Annotated in this window: 16 protein-coding genes and 1 tRNA gene; 12 read left to right on the top strand and 5 right to left on the bottom strand. The window is 39.9% G+C overall.

The annotated features are described in order from the left end of the window. Nucleotides 1–50: 50 nt before the first annotated feature. The 5 genes from DWZ47_RS09600 (at nucleotide 51) to DWZ47_RS09580 (ending at nucleotide 10002) form a co-directional block, all read left to right on the top strand. Entirely contained in the window at nucleotides 51–1079 is a 1029-nt protein-coding gene (locus DWZ47_RS09600) for a FecR domain-containing protein (protein ID WP_004295831.1), read from the top strand. A 127-nt stretch (nucleotides 1080–1206) separates the two neighbouring features. Beyond that, nucleotides 1207–4596 carry a TonB-dependent receptor gene (locus DWZ47_RS09595; protein ID WP_032854710.1) on the top strand — a complete coding sequence of 1130 codons (3390 nt, stop codon included), beginning with the start codon at nucleotides 1207–1209 and terminating at the stop codon, nucleotides 4594–4596. A gap of 28 nt (nucleotides 4597–4624) precedes the next feature. After that, entirely contained in the window at nucleotides 4625–6439 is a 1815-nt protein-coding gene (locus DWZ47_RS09590; protein ID WP_004308905.1) for a RagB/SusD family nutrient uptake outer membrane protein, read from the top strand. Between the two features lie 73 nt (nucleotides 6440–6512). Beyond that, the gene (locus DWZ47_RS09585) at nucleotides 6513–7952 is read left to right on the top strand and encodes a sulfatase (protein ID WP_009039568.1); all 1440 of its coding nucleotides are present in this window, start codon (nucleotides 6513–6515) and stop codon (nucleotides 7950–7952) included. 52 nt (nucleotides 7953–8004) lie between these two features. Then, nucleotides 8005–10002 (top strand): glycoside hydrolase family 2 protein, encoded by a 1998-nt coding sequence (locus DWZ47_RS09580; protein ID WP_374938662.1) that lies wholly within the window; start codon nucleotides 8005–8007, stop codon nucleotides 10000–10002. Nucleotides 10003–10065: 63 nt separating this feature from the next. On the opposite strand, the gene DWZ47_RS09575 is transcribed toward DWZ47_RS09580, so the two are convergent. After that, nucleotides 10066–10464, bottom strand: a complete 399-nt coding sequence (locus tag DWZ47_RS09575) for a DUF2809 domain-containing protein (RefSeq protein ID WP_004295836.1) — start codon at nucleotides 10462–10464, stop codon at nucleotides 10066–10068. 241 nt (nucleotides 10465–10705) lie between these two features. Between DWZ47_RS09575 and DWZ47_RS09570 the strand changes: the two genes are divergently transcribed. Continuing rightward, a complete protein-coding gene (locus DWZ47_RS09570) occupies nucleotides 10706–11599 on the top strand; it encodes a flagellar motor protein MotB (protein WP_004295837.1) in 894 nt (297 codons plus the stop codon). A gap of 199 nt (nucleotides 11600–11798) precedes the next feature. Here the strand turns inward: DWZ47_RS09570 and DWZ47_RS09565 are convergent, their stop codons facing one another. Together DWZ47_RS09565 and DWZ47_RS09560 are read right to left on the bottom strand one after the other, a co-directional pair. Beyond that, complete coding sequence (locus DWZ47_RS09565) at nucleotides 11799–12647, bottom strand: Arm DNA-binding domain-containing protein (protein ID WP_004295838.1); 849 nt, start codon at nucleotides 12645–12647, stop codon at nucleotides 11799–11801. A 151-nt stretch (nucleotides 12648–12798) separates the two neighbouring features. Beyond that, nucleotides 12799–12872, bottom strand: a tRNA-Arg gene (locus tag DWZ47_RS09560). 286 nt (nucleotides 12873–13158) lie between these two features. On the opposite strand from DWZ47_RS09560, the gene DWZ47_RS09555 reads away from it, so the two are divergent. The 6 genes from DWZ47_RS09555 to DWZ47_RS09530 all read left to right on the top strand — a co-directional run bounded on the left by DWZ47_RS09555 (nucleotide 13159) and on the right by DWZ47_RS09530 (nucleotide 19077). Then, complete coding sequence (locus DWZ47_RS09555; RefSeq protein WP_004295839.1) at nucleotides 13159–13893, top strand: hypothetical protein; 735 nt, start codon at nucleotides 13159–13161, stop codon at nucleotides 13891–13893. Nucleotides 13894–14022: 129 nt separating this feature from the next. Further along, entirely contained in the window at nucleotides 14023–15030 is a 1008-nt protein-coding gene (locus DWZ47_RS09550) for an aminodeoxychorismate synthase component I (protein WP_004308911.1), read from the top strand. Further along, nucleotides 15014–15610 carry an aminotransferase class IV family protein gene (locus DWZ47_RS09545; RefSeq protein ID WP_117512950.1) on the top strand — a complete coding sequence of 199 codons (597 nt, stop codon included), beginning with the start codon at nucleotides 15014–15016 and terminating at the stop codon, nucleotides 15608–15610. The genes DWZ47_RS09550 and DWZ47_RS09545 overlap by 17 nt, the downstream gene beginning before the upstream one ends. Nucleotides 15611–15887: 277 nt before the next feature. Continuing rightward, entirely contained in the window at nucleotides 15888–16562 is a 675-nt protein-coding gene (locus DWZ47_RS09540; protein WP_199488149.1) for a DUF2461 domain-containing protein, read from the top strand. A 37-nt stretch (nucleotides 16563–16599) separates the two neighbouring features. Then, nucleotides 16600–17046 carry a YhcH/YjgK/YiaL family protein gene (locus DWZ47_RS09535; protein ID WP_004303343.1) on the top strand — a complete coding sequence of 149 codons (447 nt, stop codon included), beginning with the start codon at nucleotides 16600–16602 and terminating at the stop codon, nucleotides 17044–17046. Between the two features lie 18 nt (nucleotides 17047–17064). Continuing rightward, a complete protein-coding gene (locus tag DWZ47_RS09530) occupies nucleotides 17065–19077 on the top strand; it encodes an alpha amylase C-terminal domain-containing protein (RefSeq protein ID WP_004325877.1) in 2013 nt (670 codons plus the stop codon). An 89-nt stretch (nucleotides 19078–19166) separates the two neighbouring features. Here the strand turns inward: DWZ47_RS09530 and DWZ47_RS09525 are convergent, their stop codons facing one another. Next, nucleotides 19167–19655, bottom strand: coding sequence for a PepSY-like domain-containing protein (locus DWZ47_RS09525; protein WP_004303340.1), 489 nt, complete (start codon nucleotides 19653–19655; stop codon nucleotides 19167–19169). A gap of 138 nt (nucleotides 19656–19793) precedes the next feature. Next, nucleotides 19794–21491, bottom strand: a complete 1698-nt coding sequence (locus tag DWZ47_RS09520; RefSeq protein WP_004318215.1) for an alpha-amylase family protein — start codon at nucleotides 21489–21491, stop codon at nucleotides 19794–19796. Between the last annotated feature and the right edge of the window lie 46 nt (nucleotides 21492–21537).

The raw sequence follows: 21537 nt of genomic DNA, 5'->3' as shown, positions 1-21537 counted from the left end.
CTTTTTTTATTGCGTATCTAGTTATATACACCCATAGAAAAAGTACGTTTATGAATGACTCTTATCATATAGAAGAATTGGAAATCCGGATAAGCAACTATCTGTCCGGTAACTGCACCGAAGAGGAGAAAGAAGCTCTGTTCGCTTATCTGGCTTCCAATGAAGATGCAGCTAAAATTTTCCGGGAGATGTCCGCAGTATGGGCTGTTTCTTCTGTGCCTGCATTTGCCAAAGTAGAGGATGCTAATTTATCACAGATAAAAGAAAAAATAGCCGCTGCTGAGATGAAACCTGTCCGTTCGCGGAAGATAGTTCCTGTGTGGCTGAAGGTAGCTGCTGCAATTATTTTGTTGTTGGGCTGTAATTACTTCTGGTACACTTATACTGAAAATCTTACGGAAGTATATACGAATGCGGATTCTCCTTATGAAATTAAAGTGCCAGCTGGTTCGCGGACGAATATTGTGCTTCCGGATGGAACAGAGGTTTCATTGAATGCGGGTTCTGTGTTACGTTATTGCCGTGGGTTCGGTATTCGTGAACGTGATGTTACGCTTGATGGCGAAGGATATTTCAAGGTGGCGAAAAATGAGAAGATTCCTTTCTTTGTAAATACGAATGGTGTACAGGTAAAGGTGGTAGGGACTGTTTTTAATGTACGCGCTTATGATGACGATAATTATGTAATGGTATCTTTGTTGGAAGGTCGTGTCAATTTAGCCACTTTGTCCGGTTCGGTAATGAAACTATTCCCTAGCGAACAGGCTTTTTACGATAAGAATACGGGCCGCATGGAGAAAATGAAATCAAATGCTAGTTCTGCCTGTGACTGGTTGGATGGTGGCCTGACATTTGAAGATGCTCCGTTTGCCGACATCGCACACCGTCTGGAGCGCAAATTCCAGGTGAAGATCAGTTTAGAGAGTGAACGTCTGAAAGCGGAACGCTTTTCCGGATGTTTCAATAGTAATCAAAGTATCAATGATATATTGGGAGAAATCAACGTTGAGAAGCAATATACATGGAAAGTTAGTGGAGACACTATCTTTATAACTGACAAGAAAAAGGAGGTAAAATAAGAAAAAGTAAAGTATGATTGGGAACTTAGTCGATAGATATATCGGCGGTTCAGCGTTGTATAGAAAGATATTATGTTAACCTTTAATAGTGAAAAATATGAGATTAATAGTAAAAAGAATATTATTAATGCTTCTGCTTTTGTCTGTAGGAAACGTTTTGACTGGGGGGAGCCAGCTATCGGCACAGGAACAAAGTAAGCGATTCAGTGTGAAAGTAGATAATATTACTTTGAAAGAAGCCATTGAAGTAATAAAGAAGCAAGGCAATTACTCTTTCCTGATTCGTAATAATGACATTGATTTGAATAGGAAAGTCTCTGTGAATATAAATAACGGTACTATTAATGATGTGATGGGACAATTGCTGGCCGGTACGGACGTCAGTTATGAAGTGAACGGACCCCGGGTGATTATGTTCCATGCAGTGACACCGCAGAAAGAACAGGAAAAAGCGTTTGTCTTAAAAGGTAGAATCACTGATCCTACAGGTGAAGGGGTGATTGGGGCAAATGTGAAAGTGGTCGATTCTACGGAAGGTACCATTACGGATATGGATGGCAATTTTTCTTTGATGGTTACTCCGAATGCCCGTTTATCCATATCGTATATCGGCTATGCCACACAGGAAGTGGTGGTGAAAGATCAACGTCCTCTCAATGTAACTTTGAAAGAAGATACTCGGTTAATAGACGAAGTAGTAGTTGTTGGTTACGGCGTACAAAAGAAAGCGAACCTGACAGGTGCGGTGAGCAGTGTGAAGATGGATGATGTTTTAGGTGACCGTCCGGTGGTGTCTGTGAGTGACGCTTTGAAAGGGGCAATGCCCGGCTTGCAGATTACAGGTAATTCAGGAAGACCCGGTGAAGAAATGAGTTTCAATATTCGTGGTGTCAACAGTTTGGATAAGAATGGGAAACCGCTGGTGCTGGTGGATAACGTGGAGATGGATATTAATATGCTCGATCCGAACGATATTGAATCGGTGACTGTTTTGAAGGATGCGGCATCTTCTGCTATTTACGGAGCACGGGCAGCTTTCGGTGTGATTTTGATTACTACAAAGAAAGGCTCGGATGCAACTAAACTCTCTATTAATTATTCAAATAACTTCTCTTTTAGCAGACCTGCCAATATGCCTCATAAGGCTACTCCGCTCCAAACGGTACAGGCTTATAAGGACATGGGGACAATCAATTATCAAAGTGGTCAGAACGTAGATACCTGGTTGGGACTTTTGAAGGAATATAATGCTAATCCGTCTGCATATCCGGATGGTTATGCAATGGTGGACGGGCTGCGTTATAGCTTGGCAGAAACTGATCTTTTCGATGATATGATGGAGACTGGTTTCCAGCAAACTCATAATATCTCGGTAGGTGGCGGTACGAAAGATATTTCTTATCGTTTTTCCTTCGGTATGGTGAATGAAAATGGGGTACTGGCTTCGGATAAAGATACGTACAAGCGTTACAATGTGTCTTCTTATCTCCGTTCAGATGTGTTTTCATGGATTACTCCGGAATTGGATATTAAATATACGAACTCGAACTCTTCATTGCCGGAAACTTCCGGAGGATATGGTATATGGGGAGCAGCAGTCGCATTCCCTTCTTATTTCCCTACTGGAACAATGAATATTGACGGCGAAGAATTACCGATCAATACTCCTCGTAACTTGATTGATCTGGCATATCCGACAACTATTCAAAAGAATAATCTTCGTATTTTCGGAAAGGTTACGATCAGTCCTTTGAAGAATGTGAAGTTGATTGGTGAGTATACATTCAATCATCTAAGTAACGAGAAAACGAAATTTGAGAAGAAGTTCTATTATGCACATGGAGGTAACTTTGTGAAAGAGGTTTCCACTGCCAATTCCAAGTATGAATATTCCAATGGTATTACGGATTATAATGCATTGAACTTCTATGCTAACTATAACAACTCATGGGGCAAACATGATGTAACGGTGATGGGAGGTTTCAATCAGGAGAGTAGTGATTATCGTTATGCTGAGATGTCGCGTATGAATATGATTAATGAAGATCTGCCGTCTATTTCGCAGTCGACAGGTGATTATTTTGCTAAAGACAAATTTGAACGTTATACGGTAAGAGGGTTATTCTATCGCATTAACTATTCGTTTGCCGGCAAGTATTTGCTTGAAACGAACGGACGTTATGACGGTTCTTCCAAATTCCCGAAGAATAGCCGTTTCGGTTTCTTCCCTTCGGTTTCCGCCGGATGGCGTATCAGCGAGGAAGCGTTTATGAAACCTTTGAACTCTGTTCTTTCGAACTTGAAATTGCGTGGTTCTTGGGGTAATATTGGAAATCAGAGCATCACTCCTTACGCATATATTCCCGGTATGGATGCGGAACAGGCTTATTGGACTGTTTCCGGTATTAAAGTTACTACTTTGAAACCAGCTGCTTTGGTTAGCAATAGCTTTACTTGGGAAAAAGTAACGACAATTGATGTCGGATTCGATCTTGGGCTATTGGATAACAGATTGAATATGGTGTTCGACTGGTATCGTAGAGATACTAAGGGTATGCTTGCTCCGGGCTCTGAACTTCCGGGTGTATTAGGTGCAAGTGCCCCTTTACAGAACACGGCTGACCTTCGTTCTAAAGGTTGGGAAATCTCGGTTGACTGGAACGATCAGATCGGAAAAGTGAAATATAGCATAGGCTTTAATCTTTACGATGCGAAAACAAAGATTACTAAATACAACAACGAAACAGGACTGTTTGGCAAGGACAAGAACGATAATGAAACATATCGCGTAGGAATGGAACTGGGTGAAATTTGGGGGTATGTGACCGATCGTTTGTACACAGTGGATGATTTCGATGCAGATGGCAAACTGAAACCGGGTATTGCTAAAGTGGAAGGTTATAATCCGAATCCGGGAGATATATTATATAAGGACTTGGATGGTAATGATATTATCAACAGTGGTACCAGTACAACGAAAGATCCGGGAGACCGTAAAATCATTGGTAATAATACCCGGCGTTATCAGTATGGTATTCATGGTAGTGCAAGTTGGAACGGTTTTTCTCTGTCATTCTTGCTGCAAGGAGTTGGTAAACGAGATTTGTGGGTGATGAACGATCTGTTTTATCCGCATTATGATGCTTGGACTACCGTTTATGATTCACAGTTGAATTATTGGACTCCGGAAAATACGAATAGTTATTTCCCCCGTATTTATGAGAAAGCGGCCGGAAATACAGATGCCAATACACGTGTACAGACTCGTTATCTACAGGATGGATCGTACTTAAGTATTCGTAATATAACGCTTTCTTATAATTTCCCGTCTAAGTGGATGAGTAAGATTGGAGTTAATAATCTGGCTGTGTTCTTCAGTGGTGAGAATCTTTATACGTTCGACCACTTGCCGAAGGGACTTGATCCGGAACGTTCTGTCACGGATGATTTAGGACAACGTGGTTTTACCTATCCGTATATGAGACAGTATTCGTTCGGTATAAACCTTTCATTCTGATTGTTTCACAACTTAAAGAGTAATTATTATGAATAAATATATACTATGTGTAAGCGTTAGTCTTTGTTTGTTGATGTCGTCTTGTCTAAATGACGAATTTCTGGAGGTTTATCCCAAAGGACAGCAAACAGAAGCATCGGTCTTTACTACCTATGACAACTTTAAAACGTATACATGGGGATTGTATAACGTGTTCTTCGGATATACGTATGATACAGGGCAAACGGATGAAATTTTCCGTGGTGATTTTGAATCGGATAACATGATAAAAGGATTGGATGGATATGAAGGTCAGTGGGCATATCGCAAAGCAAAGGCTACGGATGAGTCTAAAGATTGGGATTATGATTATATCCGTCGTGTTAACCTGATGCTCGATAATATTGATCATTCGGAAATGAGTGAAACCGAGAGGGAGCATTGGAGAAGTGTGGGATATTTCTTCCGTTCTTATAAATACTTTCAGATGCTTTCTAAATTTGGTGATATTCCTTGGGTAGAGCATGCTTTGACTGAGGAAAGTCCCGAGCTTTATGGAAAACGTGATAGTCGTGACTTGGTGGCTTCCAATATTCTGTCTAATTTGAAATATGCGGAAACACATATTGGCAGTAATATCGAAGCGGATGGGAAAAATACAATTAATATGTATGTGGTGAAAGCTCTTATTTCCCGTTTTGCTTTATTTGAAGGAACTTGGAGAAAATATCATGGTTTGTCGGGAGCGGATACTTATCTGGAAGAATGTGCCCGTGCTTCTGAAGAGGTGATTAAGCAATATCCGAATGTGCATCCTAAATATGATGAGTTGTTTAATTCGGAAACACTGGATGGGGTGACAGGTATTCTTTTGTATAAGGCTTATGAAACCGGACAGTTAATGCATGGTTTGACCCGTATGGTGCGTACAGGTGAATCTTATATTGAGGCAACGAAAGACGCGGTAGACAGTTATCTTTGTACGGATGGACGACCGGTTAGCACGACGACTAGCCGTTATGGGGGTGATAAGAATATGTATGGACAATTCCGTGATCGTGATTACCGGTTGTATTTGACGATCTGTCCTCCATATATGGTGAAGAAAGAAAACGGACCCAGTACGGCTGATTGGAAATATACGGATAATGCACAGGACAGGGAATTTATAGATTTAATGGCTACGATTTCCGGTGAAACTTATCATCGTTTGCCGTCTTCCAACTTTAAAGGATTCACCGTGCAAGGACAACCTCACTTTAAGAATATGAACTGGGGACAGGGCTGGAACGCTTCCCAAATGGGCTTCTGGGTATGGAAATATTATAATACACATACTGTAGCTACCAACGCGAATGGGGTGAATACAACAGATGCCCCGCTGTTCCGTATAGGTGAGGTGATGGTAAACTATGCCGAAGCGATGTGCGAATTGAACAAGTTCGACCAGGCTGCTGCGGATAAGTCTATTAACAAACTTCGGGCAAGAGCTAATGTGGCGAAAATGGTGGTGAATGATATTAATGATGCTTTTGATCCGAAGCGTGATCCTTCCGTTCCTGCTCTTTTGTGGGAAGTGCGTAGAGAGAGACGAGTTGAATTGATGGGCGAAGGTTTCCGTTTGGATGATTTGCGCAGGTGGAAGAAAGGAGACTATGTTAACAAACAACCGCTGGGTGCCTATGTGACAGGGGCTTCGGCCAAGAATTTGAAAGTAACGGGTGGTGCAGGTGCTGATGAAGGATATGTTTATTTCTTTGATACCCCGCTTGGATGGCAGGAACATTATTATCTGTATCCGTTGCCTTTGAAGCAATTGGCGTTAAATACGAATTTGGAACAAAATCCGGTATGGACAAAGTAATTTTAAATTGAAATGATGCACAAGACCTGTAATATTTTAGTATATTGCAGGTCTTGAAAATTTAAGGTAGAAAATGAAAAATAGAATATCAATAAAATATGCGTTTTTTTGTGGAACAGCTTGCTGCATCTCATCTATACTACGTGCACAACAGGATGCATCCCAAATGAATGTGCTTTTTATAATGGCTGATGATATGCGCCCCGAACTGGGGTGTTACGGGGTAGATGTAGTGAAAACTCCTAATATGGACCGTTTGGCGGCAAGTGGCGTCTTGTTTCAGAATGCGTATTGTAATATTCCTGTGAGTGGGGCATCCCGGGCTAGTTTATTGACGGGTGTATATCCTCATTACCCCGATCGCTTTATTAGTTTTTCCGCCTATGCCAGCAAAGATTGTCCCGAAGCAATACCTATTTCGGGATGGTTCACCCGGAATGGTTATCATACTATTTCGGACGGCAAGGTGTTTCATCATATCAGCGATCATGCGGATTCGTGGAGTGAGCCTCCTTACCGGAATCATCCGAATGGATATGATGTATATTGGGCGGAATATAATAAATGGGAACTTTGGATGAATTCGGAATCGGGAAAAACGATTAATCCGAAAACGATGAGGGGACCTTTTTGTGAATCTGCTGATGTTCCTGATACTGCCTATGATGATGGGAAACTTGCAAACCGAGCTATTCGTGACTTGAAAAGGATGAAGGAGGCTGGCAAACCTTTCTTCTTGGCTTGTGGTTTCTGGAAACCTCATTTGCCGTTCAATGCCCCAAAGAAATATTGGGATTTATATAAACGGGAGGAAATACCTTTGGCTACCAATCGTTTCCGACCTGAAGGATTGCCGGAGCAGGTTCGTAATTCAAGCGAGATATATGCGTATGCACGGGTTGCGGATACGAGTGATATTGACTTCCAGCGGGAGGTAAAACATGGATATTATGCTTGTTTGAGTTATGTGGATGCGCAGATCGGCAAGGTATTGGATGCATTGGATGAACTGGGATTATCGGATAATACAATTGTGGTTTTGTTGGGGGATCATGGCTGGAATCTGGGAGAACATGATTTTATAGGTAAACATAATCTGATGAATACTTCTACTCATGTACCGTTGATTGTCCGTGTGCCGGGAATGAAAAAAGGAAAAACAAAATCGATGGTGGAATTTGTTGATTTGTACCCGACTTTATGTGAACTTTGTAAACTGCCTGTTCCCGCTGAACAGTTAAGCGGGCAAAGCTTTGCCGGGGTATTCAAGAATCTGAAAGCTAAGACGAAAGGTGAAGTCTATATTCAGTGGGAAGGAGGAGATAATGCCGTTGACCGGCGTTATAGTTATGCGGAATGGATGAAAGGCGACGTGAAGAAAGCCAGTATGTTGTTTGACCATCGGATTGACGGGAAGGAAAACAAGAATCGGGTCGATGAAAAAAAATATAAGAATAAGGTTGAATCATTATCTTCTTTTATCAGAATAAAGAAGTCATCATTAAAGAAATAATATGAAAACAGTTTTATTACAGTCCAGCCGTTTGGTATCGGTTGTTTTATTCATGCTTTACGGAATGTCGATGTTTGCCCAGCGACAGGATATCTTGCTAAATAATGATTGGAATTTCCGGTTTTCGCATCAGGTACAGAAGGGAACAGGGGTAAGAGTTGATTTGCCTCATACTTGGAATGCGCAGGATGCTTTGTCCGGTAAGATAGACTATAAACGGGGAATTGGTAATTATGAGAAGAATTTATTTATTCGTCCCGAATGGAAAGGAAAACGTCTTTTTATTCGTTTCGAAGGAGTGAATAACATTGCAGATGTGTTTATAAATCGTCGTCATATAGGTGAGCATCGTGGGGGATATGGAGCTTTTATCTTTGAGATCACAGGAAAGGTGGAATATGGAAAAGAAAACTCTATATTAGTACGGGTGAATAATGGTGAACAGTTGGATATTATGCCTCTGGTCGGTGACTTTAATTTTTACGGAGGTATTTATCGTGATGTACATTTGTTGATTACTGATGAGACGTGTATTTCTCCTTTGGATTATGCTTCCCCCGGAGTACGTCTGATACAGGATAGTGTGAGCCATCGGTATGCTAAGGTACGGGCTATTGTTGATTTATCAAACGGGAGTAGTGGTAATCAGGAAGTGGAGCTTAACGTACGCCTGTTAGATGGTCAAAGGGTGGTGAAAGAAGGAACAAAGAATGTGAATCTTTCTGGAAACGAAGTAATGCAGCAGGAACTTACATTTGAAATCGATCAGCCTCATTTGTGGAATGGTCGTCAGGATCCTTTCCTTTATCAGGCGGAAGTGACTCTTTTCCGGAATGGTCAGATGGTAGATCGTGTTACACAACCGTTGGGACTTCGTTTTTACCGGATCGACCCTGATAAAGGTTTTTTCCTGAATGGAAAACATTTGCCTCTTCAAGGCGTTTGCCGTCATCAGGATAGGAGTGAGGTGGGCAATGCGCTGCGCCCGCAACACCATGAGGAAGATGTGGCATTGATGTTGGAGATGGGAGTGAATGCTGTTCGTTTGGCGCATTATCCGCAGGCTACTTATTTTTATGATCTGATGGATAAAAATGGTATTATTGTATGGGCTGAAATACCTTTTGTGGGTCCTGGTGGATATAATGATAAAGGTTTTGTGGATTTACCTGCTTTCCGTGCCAACGGAAAAGAGCAGCTCAAAGAACTGATTCGTCAACATTATAATCATCCTTCTATTTGTGTATGGGGGCTGTTTAATGAGTTGACGGAGTTGGGAGATAATCCGGTTGAGTACATCAAAGAATTAAATGTGCTGGCACATCAGGAAGATACTACCCGGCCTACGACCTCCGCAAGTAATCAAATGGGAGATTTGAATTTCATAACGGATGCTATTGCTTGGAACCGTTATGATGGATGGTATGGTGGCACTCCCGCTGATTTGGGGAAATGGTTGGATCGAATGCATAAGGATCATCCGAAAATATGTATTGCTATCAGTGAATATGGTGCCGGCGCAAGCATTTACCATCAACAAGATTCGTTGGTTAAAACTGTACCAACCAGTTGGTGGCATCCTGAAAACTGGCAGACGTATTATCACATTGAAAACTGGAAAACAATCTCTTCCCGTCCTTATGTATGGGGGAGCTTTGTCTGGAATATGTTTGATTTTGGCGCTGCACATCGCACTGAAGGAGACCGTCCCGGAATTAATGATAAAGGTTTGGTTACCTTCGACCGGAAAGTTCGTAAAGATGCTTTCTACTTCTATAAGGCCAACTGGAATAGGGAAGAACCAATGCTTTATTTAACAGGCAAACGTAACACAGTACGTACACAACATTTGCAAACAATTACTGCTTTCACGAATCTGTCAGGAGCCGAATTGTTTGTAAACGGTAAGAGTTATGGTAAAGCAATACCGGATTCGTATGCTATTCTGGAATGGAAAAATGTGGAACTAGAACCTGGTGAAAATGAAATAAAGGTTGTTTCCACTAATAAGAAGTTACCTTTGAGCGATAGTTTTCATTGTAGATTGTGATAGGTAGTTTAAATGCTAATCGGAAAGAGCACTGTAAACAAAGTAGGTTTGCAGTGCTTTTTTCTAGGGGTTTCTCTTTTGGGAGATAATAATCCTTCCTGAATCTATAACAGCGGATAATGATACTCCAACAGTATAACAGATCATATCTGACCATAGAAAACCATGTCCAAAGATTAATGCTCCAAGTGTGGTGTTTCGTACAGTATTTGCCCAGTCTGCTTGGTATAGTTGGCTAATTTCTATACAATAAGAAAATAATAAGGAAATAACAATGGTCTTGAGTATAGATAATGACGGGAAAAGAAAGCGTATTCCACAATACACCATGGCTGCCCAAAGCGTATCGCCTGAATACTCTGCGATAAATTCGGGCAATATATCACCATGTTTTCGGGAAGCCAATCCTAACACTATAATTGCGGAAGTAATTGCTAAATAAATCCAACGTTTGTTTTTCACGCAGTAATGTTTTAGTATGGTGCAAATTTATAAAATTAAGTTGGATAACTTGGCAGGATGGATCAAACTCTGATAAAAACAGATTTTATTTACATACTAAACTTTTCGTTCTTTTGAAATGTTATAAGGTCGTTCGAGCTTTATCTCGATAAATGTGTTCATAACCAACCGATTTACGCAATTGTTGTGGAAACGGCTGCAGTTGGTCACTTAAAAAGTTAGTAATTAAAATAATAGAGTTATGAAGAATCTTTTTCGACCGTTGTTAGTACTGACAGGATGTATAGTATTGGCGAGTTGTGTAAGTCAGAAGCAATTTAAAGGTTTAAAAACTGATTATACAAAGTTGCAAAAAGAATATCAGGAAAGTCAATTGCAGCTAAGAGAAAATCAGGCACGTTCAACAAGTCTTGAGGAGAGACTTGCCGAAGCGCAGCGGAATAATAGTGAGTTACGCAAGAGCTTGTCCGATATGCAAAGCATCTTGAATAAGAGTCTTACACAGAGCTCTCAAGGGAATATGAATATGGGTAAGTTAATAGATGAGATCAATGCTTCAAACCGTTTCATCCAGCATTTGGTTAAAGAAAAGAATAGATCAGACTCTTTGAATCTCGTAATGGTCAATAAACTTACCCGTTCGCTTACCCGTGAAGAGATGCGTGACTTGGATATTAAGGTATTGAAAGGTGTTGTATATATTTCCTTAGCAGATAACATGCTTTATAAATCAGGAAGTTATGAAATTAGCAATAAAGCAGAGGCTGTGCTTAGTAAAATAGCCAAAATCATTCAGGACTACAAAGATTATGATGTTCTGGTAGAAGGAAATACAGATACCGATCCGATATCTCGTACGAATATACGTAATAATTGGGATTTGAGTGCGTTGCGTGCTTCATCTGTTGTTCAGGCATTACAGAATATTTATGGTATAAATCCCAAACGCCTGACTGCTGCCGGTCGAGGTGAATTTAATCCGGTAGCCGGTAATGATACGGCAGAAGGAAAAGCTCGTAACCGCCGGACCGAGATTATTATAACTCCTAAACTGGATCAGTTTATGGATTTGATAGATCAGGCTCCTGATAATTCTTCATCAGGTATAATGGGGGATGAGAATACAAAAGAGTAAAGGAAATATTTCCATCTAGGGCTAATAATAAAGCGATGAATTTGAATTCATCGCTTTATTATTAGCAATTTGAAACAGATACAGTAAAGTGTTAGAGGTATCTATATTTTATTTTCAGAGCTTGAGAAATTGCTCTATTTTATAGAGAGTCCGATTTGAAATGAGTATTGCTGATTTTAAATGTTTTCGGCAGATGGACCTATTTTGAAAATTCAAACTCATATGGATAAGGAGTTTGATTCCATGAAACCCATTCTATCTTTCCATAATTATGCAAATCACATGGGAAAACCACAGAATAGTCCCATGGATTATATCGATATGGTATGTCAACATATTGACAAGCATATTTATTTGAATATAGCCAATGATATCCTGTTTTAGAGTCGCTATATATTGCTACCATAAAATATTTACCAATCTTTACTTTAGCGGAAGTATATGTTTCCTTTATTGACGAGGCAAATATAGAATAAGTAGCATCAACTATGCTACCATCTTTCTTTTTAATTTTTGATTTTGACAGCAAATTCCAAGTTTCATCTTGTATTTTTTGATAATCAAGTATATTCCCTGAAAAAGTTTGCTTTTTCACATCAAATTCCTCATTGTTGTCAGCCTTAAATAATAAAAATGTGGTGGAAATATTTTCGTAATCAGACTCTGGAGTAAGAGCTTTGTATCCATTTAGCCAAATTTCCTGAATGTCACTTTTTTCTTCATCACTTTTACTACATCCAACTACTATCAGTGCAGTCATAATTAAAAATAGAAGTTTTTTTGGGCTGACCCCAAAGGAACCCTGAATGCATTTGATGCTGTCAAGTTTCTCTTGGTATTCATTGAGTATATTACGTAGTTTGGTATTGATTAGTGCTGCGTCTGGACGTTTGACTACTTGCCCGTTTTTGAATTGTGAAAGACTGTCGACTTTGAATCGAGTGACAATGTACTTTGTTTCTTCTTTGTGATGGATGGCTATACAAATTTTGTGAGATCCATCACTTAACACCTTTGCTGGGATTAGAGCTAATCTGATTGTTGCCATAGTTTCAAAATTTAGAGAAAACACTCGGACAAGATTTCGACAAGGTAAATTGCTCAAAAGTGAGAGTTTTCTCGTTTTTTTTAATCAATAGCAGCTAATTAGAAAAGTAAAAAGGCTGATTAACCATTTGATAATCAGCCTTTCTGCTAAGTGATTCCGCTGCGATTCGAACGCAGGACCCACGCCTTAGAAGGGCGTTGCTCTATCCAGCTGAGCTACGGAACCAGCCTTATTTGCGGATGCAAAGGTAGTGCTTTTTATGAAAACTCAAAAACTTTCCGGCACTTTTTTATTCATATTTTTCTTTATGGCTATGAATCAGTAATTTATAAAAGAGAAATATTTTGTTTACTTATATGATTGGGGAGGAATGAATAGGAAAACGTCATTTTTACGAAGAATAACGAACGTTATATAGGTTTCAAAAAGGTCAAAAAAATAAAATACGGTTGTGTTTTTCTATTATAACTTCTACTTTTGAACGATAAACAACTAAAAAACACATAAAGTTATGAAGAAATTGATTTTTTTATTTGCATTTTGTATTGTAGTGACTAATGTTTTTGCACAAACCGCCCCAGAGCAATTGAAAAAAGAAGGAAATGATGCATTTAATGCTAAAAATTATCCAGTAGCGTATGCGAAGTTCAGCGAATATCTGAAACAGACTAATAATCAGGATTCTGCAACAGCTTACTATTGTGGTATAGCAGCAGACGAAGTGAAAAAGTATGCGGAAGCCGTGACCTTTTTCGATATTGCTATTCAGAAAAAATTTAATATAGGAAATGCGTATGCTCGTAAAGCTTTGGCTTTAGATGCACAAAAGAAGACTGCTGAATATGTAGCTACATTAGAAGAAGGGCTGAAAGTCGATCCTAAGAATAAGACAATGGTGAAGAATTATGGTCTTCATTATCTAAAAGCAGGACTTGCAGCACAGAAAGCAGGAAAAGCAGAAGAAGCTGAAGATTGTTTTAAGAAAGTAATTCCTTTGGATCACAAGCAATATAAAACAAATGCATTGTACAGTTTAGGAGTTCTGTGCTATAATGATGGCGCTAATATCCTGAAGAAAGCTGCTCCTTTGGCAAATTCTGATGCAGATAAATATGCTGCAGAAAAAGAAAAAGCTGATGGTAGATTTAAAGAAGCATTAGACTATCTGGAAGAAGCTGCTAAGATCTCTCCGGAAAATGAAAATGTGAAGAAGATGCTTCCTCAAGTGAAAGCTGTTATGAAGTAATTTGACCAATTTTATAAATGATAAAGGGTTGCCGATATGACACGTCGGACAACCCTTTTTTATTGCTATCTTTTTCTAATCTATACTTTTTGTGTACATTTGCCTTCCCTAAACGTAGAAGTATTTTATATGCACTTATATAATAAGGAACAGGCTATTAAACGAATGAACCAGTTGGGACAACTCCACCGTCCTTTCATTTTCATTATAAATTATCTACAAGATGTATCTTATATAGAGGAGGTTGCCGCTGTTGATTCCGCTGAAGTTTTGTATAATTTGAATGGATTTACCAATCAGATTATATCGGCTGAAGATGATATAGCTACTTACTCCGCAAAAACAGTGCCTTCACTACATTGGCAGCCTTTCGCAGAATCTTTCTCTTCTTATCAACGTTCGTTTAATATCGTGCGACGGAACATCCTGGCAGGAAATAGTTTCCTTACGAATTTGACGTGTCGCACTCCGGTAGAAACCAATCTCACTCTGAAAGATATTTATTTTCATTCAAAAGCGATTTATAAGCTATGGATTAAAGATCGTTTTACGGTTTTCTCTCCTGAAATATTTGTTAGAATTCATCAAGGAAAAATTAGCTCATATCCGATGAAGGGAACCATTGATGCTTCAATTCCCTCTGCTGCTCAATTATTGATGAATGATCCGAAAGAGACTGCCGAACATGCTACCATTGTAGATCTGATTCGTAATGATTTAAGTATGGTTGCCAACCGGGTGTCAGTTTCCCGGTATCGGTATATGGACAGGTTACAGACTAATCGGGGAGTCATTTTCCAGACGAGTTCTGAAATTCAGGGTATATTGCCTGAAAATTATCAGGAGCATTTGGGAGATATTATTTTCAGGCTATTACCAGCCGGTTCTATTACCGGTGCTCCAAAGAGAAAAACGATGCAGATTATTCAGGAAGCTGAAACCTACGACAGAGGATTTTATACGGGAGTTATGGGATATTCTGATGGCATTGATTTAGATAGTGCCGTTATGATACGATTTGTAGAACAGGAAGGAGAGAAGATGTATTTTAAAAGTGGAGGTGGGATCACCTGCCAGAGTGATGTGGAAAGCGAGTATAATGAAATGAAACAAAAAGTATATGTACCCATTTATTGAGACTATCCGGATAGAGGATGGACAGATTTATAATCTTGATTATCACACAGAACGCTTTAATAAAACCCGTGCAGCTTTTTGGAAAGACAGCACTCCGCTGGATTTACGGGAATTTATATCTCCGCCAACTTTAAATGGAATTCATAAATGCCGGATTGTATATGGAAAAGAAGTGGAAGAAGTTACGTATGCGCCCTATCAGATGCGACAGGTATCTTCTTTGCATTTGGTTGTGTCTGATACCATTGATTATACTTATAAAAGTGCGTATCGGGAAGAACTGAATGCCTTGTACGCTCAAAGAGGAATGGCGGATGATATTTTAATTGTGAGAAATGGCTATCTGACAGATACCTCTATAGCTAATGTTGCTCTCTATGACGGACATACCTGGTTCACACCGGCTCATCCGTTACTCCGTGGGACGAAACGAAGCGAATTTCTGGACAGGCAGCTCATTGTTGAGAAAGACATTCCGCAAATATGTTTGAAAGACTATTCCCATATCATGTTATTCAATGCAATGATTGACTGGAAACACATTATATTGCCTATAAATGAGAAACATTTAATTCTATAAACTATAATTAACTGAAATATACAGAGAACTGCTGAACAAAAGTCTCTTTTGTACTGTTATATTTATGTGTTTTTCATAGTATTAGATATAAGATTAATTAAAGAGATTGTACTTCACTTGTGAAAGCTAAAGTACGTCAGAGACAGAAGAGTCTGTTTTTTTGATAAATGTGTTAGAGCATCGGTTTTACCAGACCGATGCTTTTTTTATGTCCTTTTACCCCCTTTTGTAGTTTATATGAAATAAAATTTGTACGTTTGTAGAGTAATAATAGAAAATGATAAAGATGAACATACCCGTTATCTTTCAGTTTTTAAAAGATCTTTCCGCGAATAATAATCGTGAGTGGTTTAATGAGCATAAGGCAGAATATGAAACAGCCCGTGTCGAGTTCGACAACTTTTTGGCAACAGTGATCGCCCGTATTTCCCTGTTTGATGAAACTATCCGGGGGATTCAGCCCAAAGACTGTACTTATCGTATTTACCGGGATACCCGCTTCTCTGCGGATAAAACACCTTATAAAATACATTTCGGAGGTTATATCAATGCCAAAGGAAAGAAGTCCGATCATTGTGGATATTATGTACACTTGCAGCCGGATGGTTCTATGCTTGCCGGAGGAAGCCTGTGTCTGCCTACCAATATCCTGAAAGCAGTGCGACAATCTATCTATGATAATATCGAAGAGTTTGTTGCGATCGTAGAAGATCCGGAGTTTAAGAAATACTTCCCGGTGATAGGAGAGGATTTTCTGAAAACAGCTCCGAAAGGTTTTCCGAAAGATTTCAAGTACATTGATTATTTGAAATGTAAAGAATATGTTTGCTCTTATAATGTTCCAGATGACTTCTTTACCCGACCGGATATGTTGGAACAGATAGACAAAGTGTTCCGGCAATTCAAACGGTTTGCCGATTTTATAAATTATACGATTGATGATTTTGAATAAATAATGCCTAGAATATAAACTTTAAAATTTAACTTATATGGTAGTAGATACTTTAGAAAATCTGGAGAAATATGCGTCTTTAAACCCTCTGTTTGCACAGGCTATTGAATTCTTGAAGTCTCATGACCTCCAAGCCATGGAAGTTGGTAAGACAGAACTGAAAGGAAAAGATCTGTTGGTGAATATTGCACAAACCAAACCTAAAACAAAAGAGGAAGCCAAACTGGAAACTCATAACGAATTTATTGATATTCAAATCCCATTGTCGGGAACAGAAATAATGGGGTATACTGCTGCTAAAGACTGTGTTCCGGCAGATGCACCTTACAACGAGGAAAAAGATATTACTTTCTTCGAAGGATTAGCAGAAACATACGTTGCCGTAAAACCGGGAATGTTTGCTATCTTTTTCCCGCAAGACGGTCATGCTCCCGGTATCACTCCAGATGGTGTGAAGAAAGTAATCGTAAAAGTAAAAGCATAATCCTAATTCAATTCTGATATGGAAAAGACACTTAATCTCGTAAAAAACGATCCCTGGCTGGAGCCTTTTGCCGGTGCTATCACCGGACGCCATCAGCATGTATTAGACAAAGAAGCTGAATTGACGAATAAGGGAAAACAAACCCTTTCAGATTTTGCATCGGGGTATCTTTATTTTGGATTGCATCGCACCGATAAGGGGTGGACTTTCCGTGAATGGGCTCCTAATGCTACTCATATTTATATGGTGGGTACATTTAATAATTGGGAGGAAAAAGCTGCCTACAAGCTGAAAAAACAAAAGAATGGCATTTGGGAAATCAACCTGCCGGCGGATGCCATTCATCATGGCGATCTCTACAAACTGAATGTATATTGGGAATGCGGACAAGGCGAACGTATTCCTGCGTGGGCTACACGTGTGGTACAGGATGAACAGACCAAAATATTCAGTGCACAAGTCTGGGCTCCGGAGAACCCCTATAAATTCAAGAAGAAAACATTTAAGCCCGACACGAATCCGCTGTTGATTTATGAATGTCATATCGGAATGGCACAGCAGGAGGAAAAAGTGGGCACATATAACGAATTCCGCGAGAAAATACTTCCTCGTATTGCTGAAGAAGGATATAATTGTATCCAGATTATGGCTATTCAGGAACATCCATATTATGGAAGCTTCGGCTATCATGTATCCAGTTTCTTTGCTGCCTCTTCGCGTTTTGGTACCCCCGATGAACTAAAAGCATTGATTGATGCTGCTCATGAGATGGGTATTGCTGTGATTATGGACATCGTTCATTCACATGCAGTGAAGAATGAAGTAGAAGGACTAGGAAACTTTGCCGGTGATCCGAATCAGTATTTTTATCCGGGCGCTCGTCGCGAACATCCGGCTTGGGACTCTCTCTGCTTTGATTATGGCAAGAATGAAGTGATCCACTTCCTGTTGTCAAACTGCAAGTACTGGCTGGAAGAATATAAATTTGACGGATTCCGTTTTGATGGAGTGACTTCTATGTTATATTACAGCCATGGACTGGGTGAAGCTTTCTGTAACTACGGAGATTATTTCAACGGTCATCAGGATGATAATGCGATTTGTTACCTGACACTGGCTAATGAAGTGATTCATCAGGTAAATCCGAAGGCGATAACCATTGCCGAAGAAGTTTCCGGTATGCCGGGACTGGCTGCCAAAGTAGAAGATGGCGGTTACGGCTTCGATTATCGTATGGCCATGAATATTCCGGACTACTGGATCAAGACAATCAAAGAAAAGATCGATGAAGACTGGAAGCCTTCCAGCATGTTCTGGGAAGTAACCAACCGTCGCCAGGATGAAAAGACCATTTCGTATGCAGAAAGTCATGACCAGGCATTAGTAGGAGATAAGACGATTATCTTCCGCCTGATTGATGCCGATATGTACTGGCACATGCAGAAGGGAGACGAAAATTATGTTGTCAACCGTGGTATTGCTTTGCATAAAATGATCCGCCTGCTGACCTCTTCGACTATCAACGGAGGTTATCTGAACTTTATGGGAAATGAATTCGGGCATCCCGAATGGATTGACTTCCCGCGTGAAGGTAACGGATGGTCGTGCAAATATGCCCGCCGCCAATGGGATTTGGTGGACAACAAAAATCTGACCTATCACTATATGGGTGATTTTGATAAAGAAATGCTGAAAGTTCTCAAGAGTGTGAAAGATTTCCAGGCAACACCTGTTCAGGAAATATGGCATAATGATGGCGATCAGGTATTGGCATACGAACGGAAAGACCTTATATTTGTCTTTAACTTTAATCCAAAGCAGTCATTCACTGATTATGGATTCCTGGTAACTCCGGGAGCTTATGAAGTGATACTGAACACCGACGATGTAGCATTTGGAGGAAATGGTTTAGCAGACGACTCTGTCGTGCACTTCACTATTACCGATCCGCTGTACAAGAAGGAAAAGAAAGAGTGGCTGAAACTCTATATTCCTGCCCGTACCGCTGTAGTACTTAGAAAGAAAAAATAATTTTATCTTTAAATCAAGAAGCCCCCGCAAATATTATTGAATATCTGCGGGGGCTTTCTCGTTTATTACCCTATTATATAATTCAGTTCCTAGTTTTCCAGAAAGGTACTTGGCCCGAGAATATCATACATATCACTAACGTTGCGCGTTTTGAGCAATACCCCTTGTGGAGTATAGAATAACTGATATTTGATGTCGACATTATCTTGCCCTACCTTAATTACTATAATAGCCTGCCATTTGGGAAACTCCACCATTGTCACATTATCTACCACCCAATTTGCGTATGGGCCGGATACAAAGGCATTATAGACTGTTGGGGTCAGCCGGTCGAGACTGACAAGATCAGTCTGCGTCATCACCCATTGTCCCCGAACGTTGAACCATACATTTTTAGTAAATCCGTTCATTGCAAAGTTGGCACAATAATATCCGTCGTCTTGTGACCAGGCGACGCCATTTGCTTTAGGATACATTTTCTTGAAAGTCGACTGTACATTGCCGGGAGGGGTATCTCCAAAGACAGATGTAGATAATAGCAGAAACAATGCGATTGCACAAATCATAAATTTCTTCATAAGCTTTGAGTTTAGAGGATTATTTATCTACCTAAACAGCCTTTGAGAATATTTGTTTGAGTGATGTGCATAAAATAATCCCCCGGTCATTCATAAGTGACCGAGGGATGAAGAGTATACAGATCTTAGTCTTTTTATTTAAAAAGTAATCTTTAAAATCTTTCCGTTATAGCCTCCTACCGAAACATCCGTGGGTTTATAAGGTAATAGACTGATTTCTTCTTTAGCGCCCGTCATCAAATCAGTGGCCTGATAAGATTCCATTTGAGGAATCTGTAAAAAGTCGAAAGCATGTGAAGGCACATTGATAGCAACATCTACCAGTTGACTGTCGAAATTAATAATGAAAAACAGAATCTCATTTTTATATTTTCGCATAAAAGTATATTGTTTATGCTCATTGAAACGCCATCCGTTTATATTGGCATACATTAAATCAAAGAATACTCCCTTGCTGATTGCCTGCTCTTCATTACAAATCGTCAGTACTTTTTGGTAGATAGAGTAGAGGTGTTTATGCTCTTCAGTAAGCATCTTCCCGTCAAATTTACCTCCGTTGCGCCAGCGTCGTATGCTGTCTACACTCCAATAATCGAATATAGTAGTCCGTCCGTCCCTTCCGCTAAATCCTTCACTATCCATGCCCAGTTCTCCAAACTCCTGACCGAAGTAGATCATCATAGGATTAGTGTTCATACAGGCGGAAACGATCAGTGCGGGAATTCCTTTACGCGGGTTGCCGGCAAAGAAATCAGAAGCGATACGTTGCTCGTCGTGATTCTCCAGGAAGTTGAGCATCTTTTTCTCTATTCCATTCAGACTTTGCCAGCAATGAGTGATAGCGGATGCAGATTCATATCCACAAGCTACATTGCGTAACGTGTCATACAGCCCTACCTTATCATACAGGTAATCAAACTTGCCGCGGAACAGATAGTTACGGTATTCACCTGGATTGTAAACCTCTGCGATGAAAAGTATTTCAGGATAAGCCTCTTTTACTTGAGGAATAGCCCATTCCCAGAATTCAACAGGAACCATTTCGGCCATGTCGCAGCGGAAACCGTCAATGTCTTTTGATGCCCAGAAAAGAAGAATGTCCAGCATCTTTATCCAAGTATCCGGAGTCGGGGAGAAGTGGCAGGTACCGCCATTCTGATAATCCACTCCATAGTTTAATTTCACTGTTTCATACCAGTCGGTGATATTGGGAGTAGCATCAAAACGATTGTTACCGGTAGCTTTCGCCGGGAATTCCCGGTAAGGCTCTGCTGCACCGTCTTTCATATCAAACTGGGCATGAAGTTCCGCTTGCGGAATATAATAGAAATTATTATATGGGCTGAAAGATTGGCTGGAGTCATCGTTAGCTCCCAATTCGGTCGTACCGTCCGGTTGTGCATCCGAGTGATATTGGCGTGCTACGTGATTAGGTACAAAATCAATAATTACTTTCAGACCTGTGCGATGTGTGCGATGTACCAGATTCTCAAATTCTTTCATACGTCCTTGCACGTCGTTAGCCAAGTCAGGATCTACATCATAATAATCCTTGATAGCATACGGAGAACCAGCTTTTCCTTTCACAATAGCAGGATGATCCGGACTGATATTATAACGGCGATAGTCCGTTTGAGTGGCATGCTCGATGATGCCTGTATACCATATATGTGTAGCACCTAATTTCTTGATTTCACCAAGTGCTTTGAGCGTGAAATCAGCCATTTTCCCGCAACCATTGGTGGCAATGTCTCCATTGTAGACACAGTGGTTGTTGTTATTTCCAAACAGGCGGGTGAATACTTGGTAGATAATTATTTTATTTTCGTCATTCATATAGAGTAGATTATTAATATTCGTATTCATTCTTGTTTCTGATGGA

This window comes from Bacteroides sp. AF32-8BH, assembly GCF_003435205.1.
GTDB classification, from domain to species: domain Bacteria; phylum Bacteroidota; class Bacteroidia; order Bacteroidales; family Bacteroidaceae; genus Bacteroides; species Bacteroides ovatus.
This window is presented reverse-complemented; position numbering and strand designations above follow the sequence as displayed.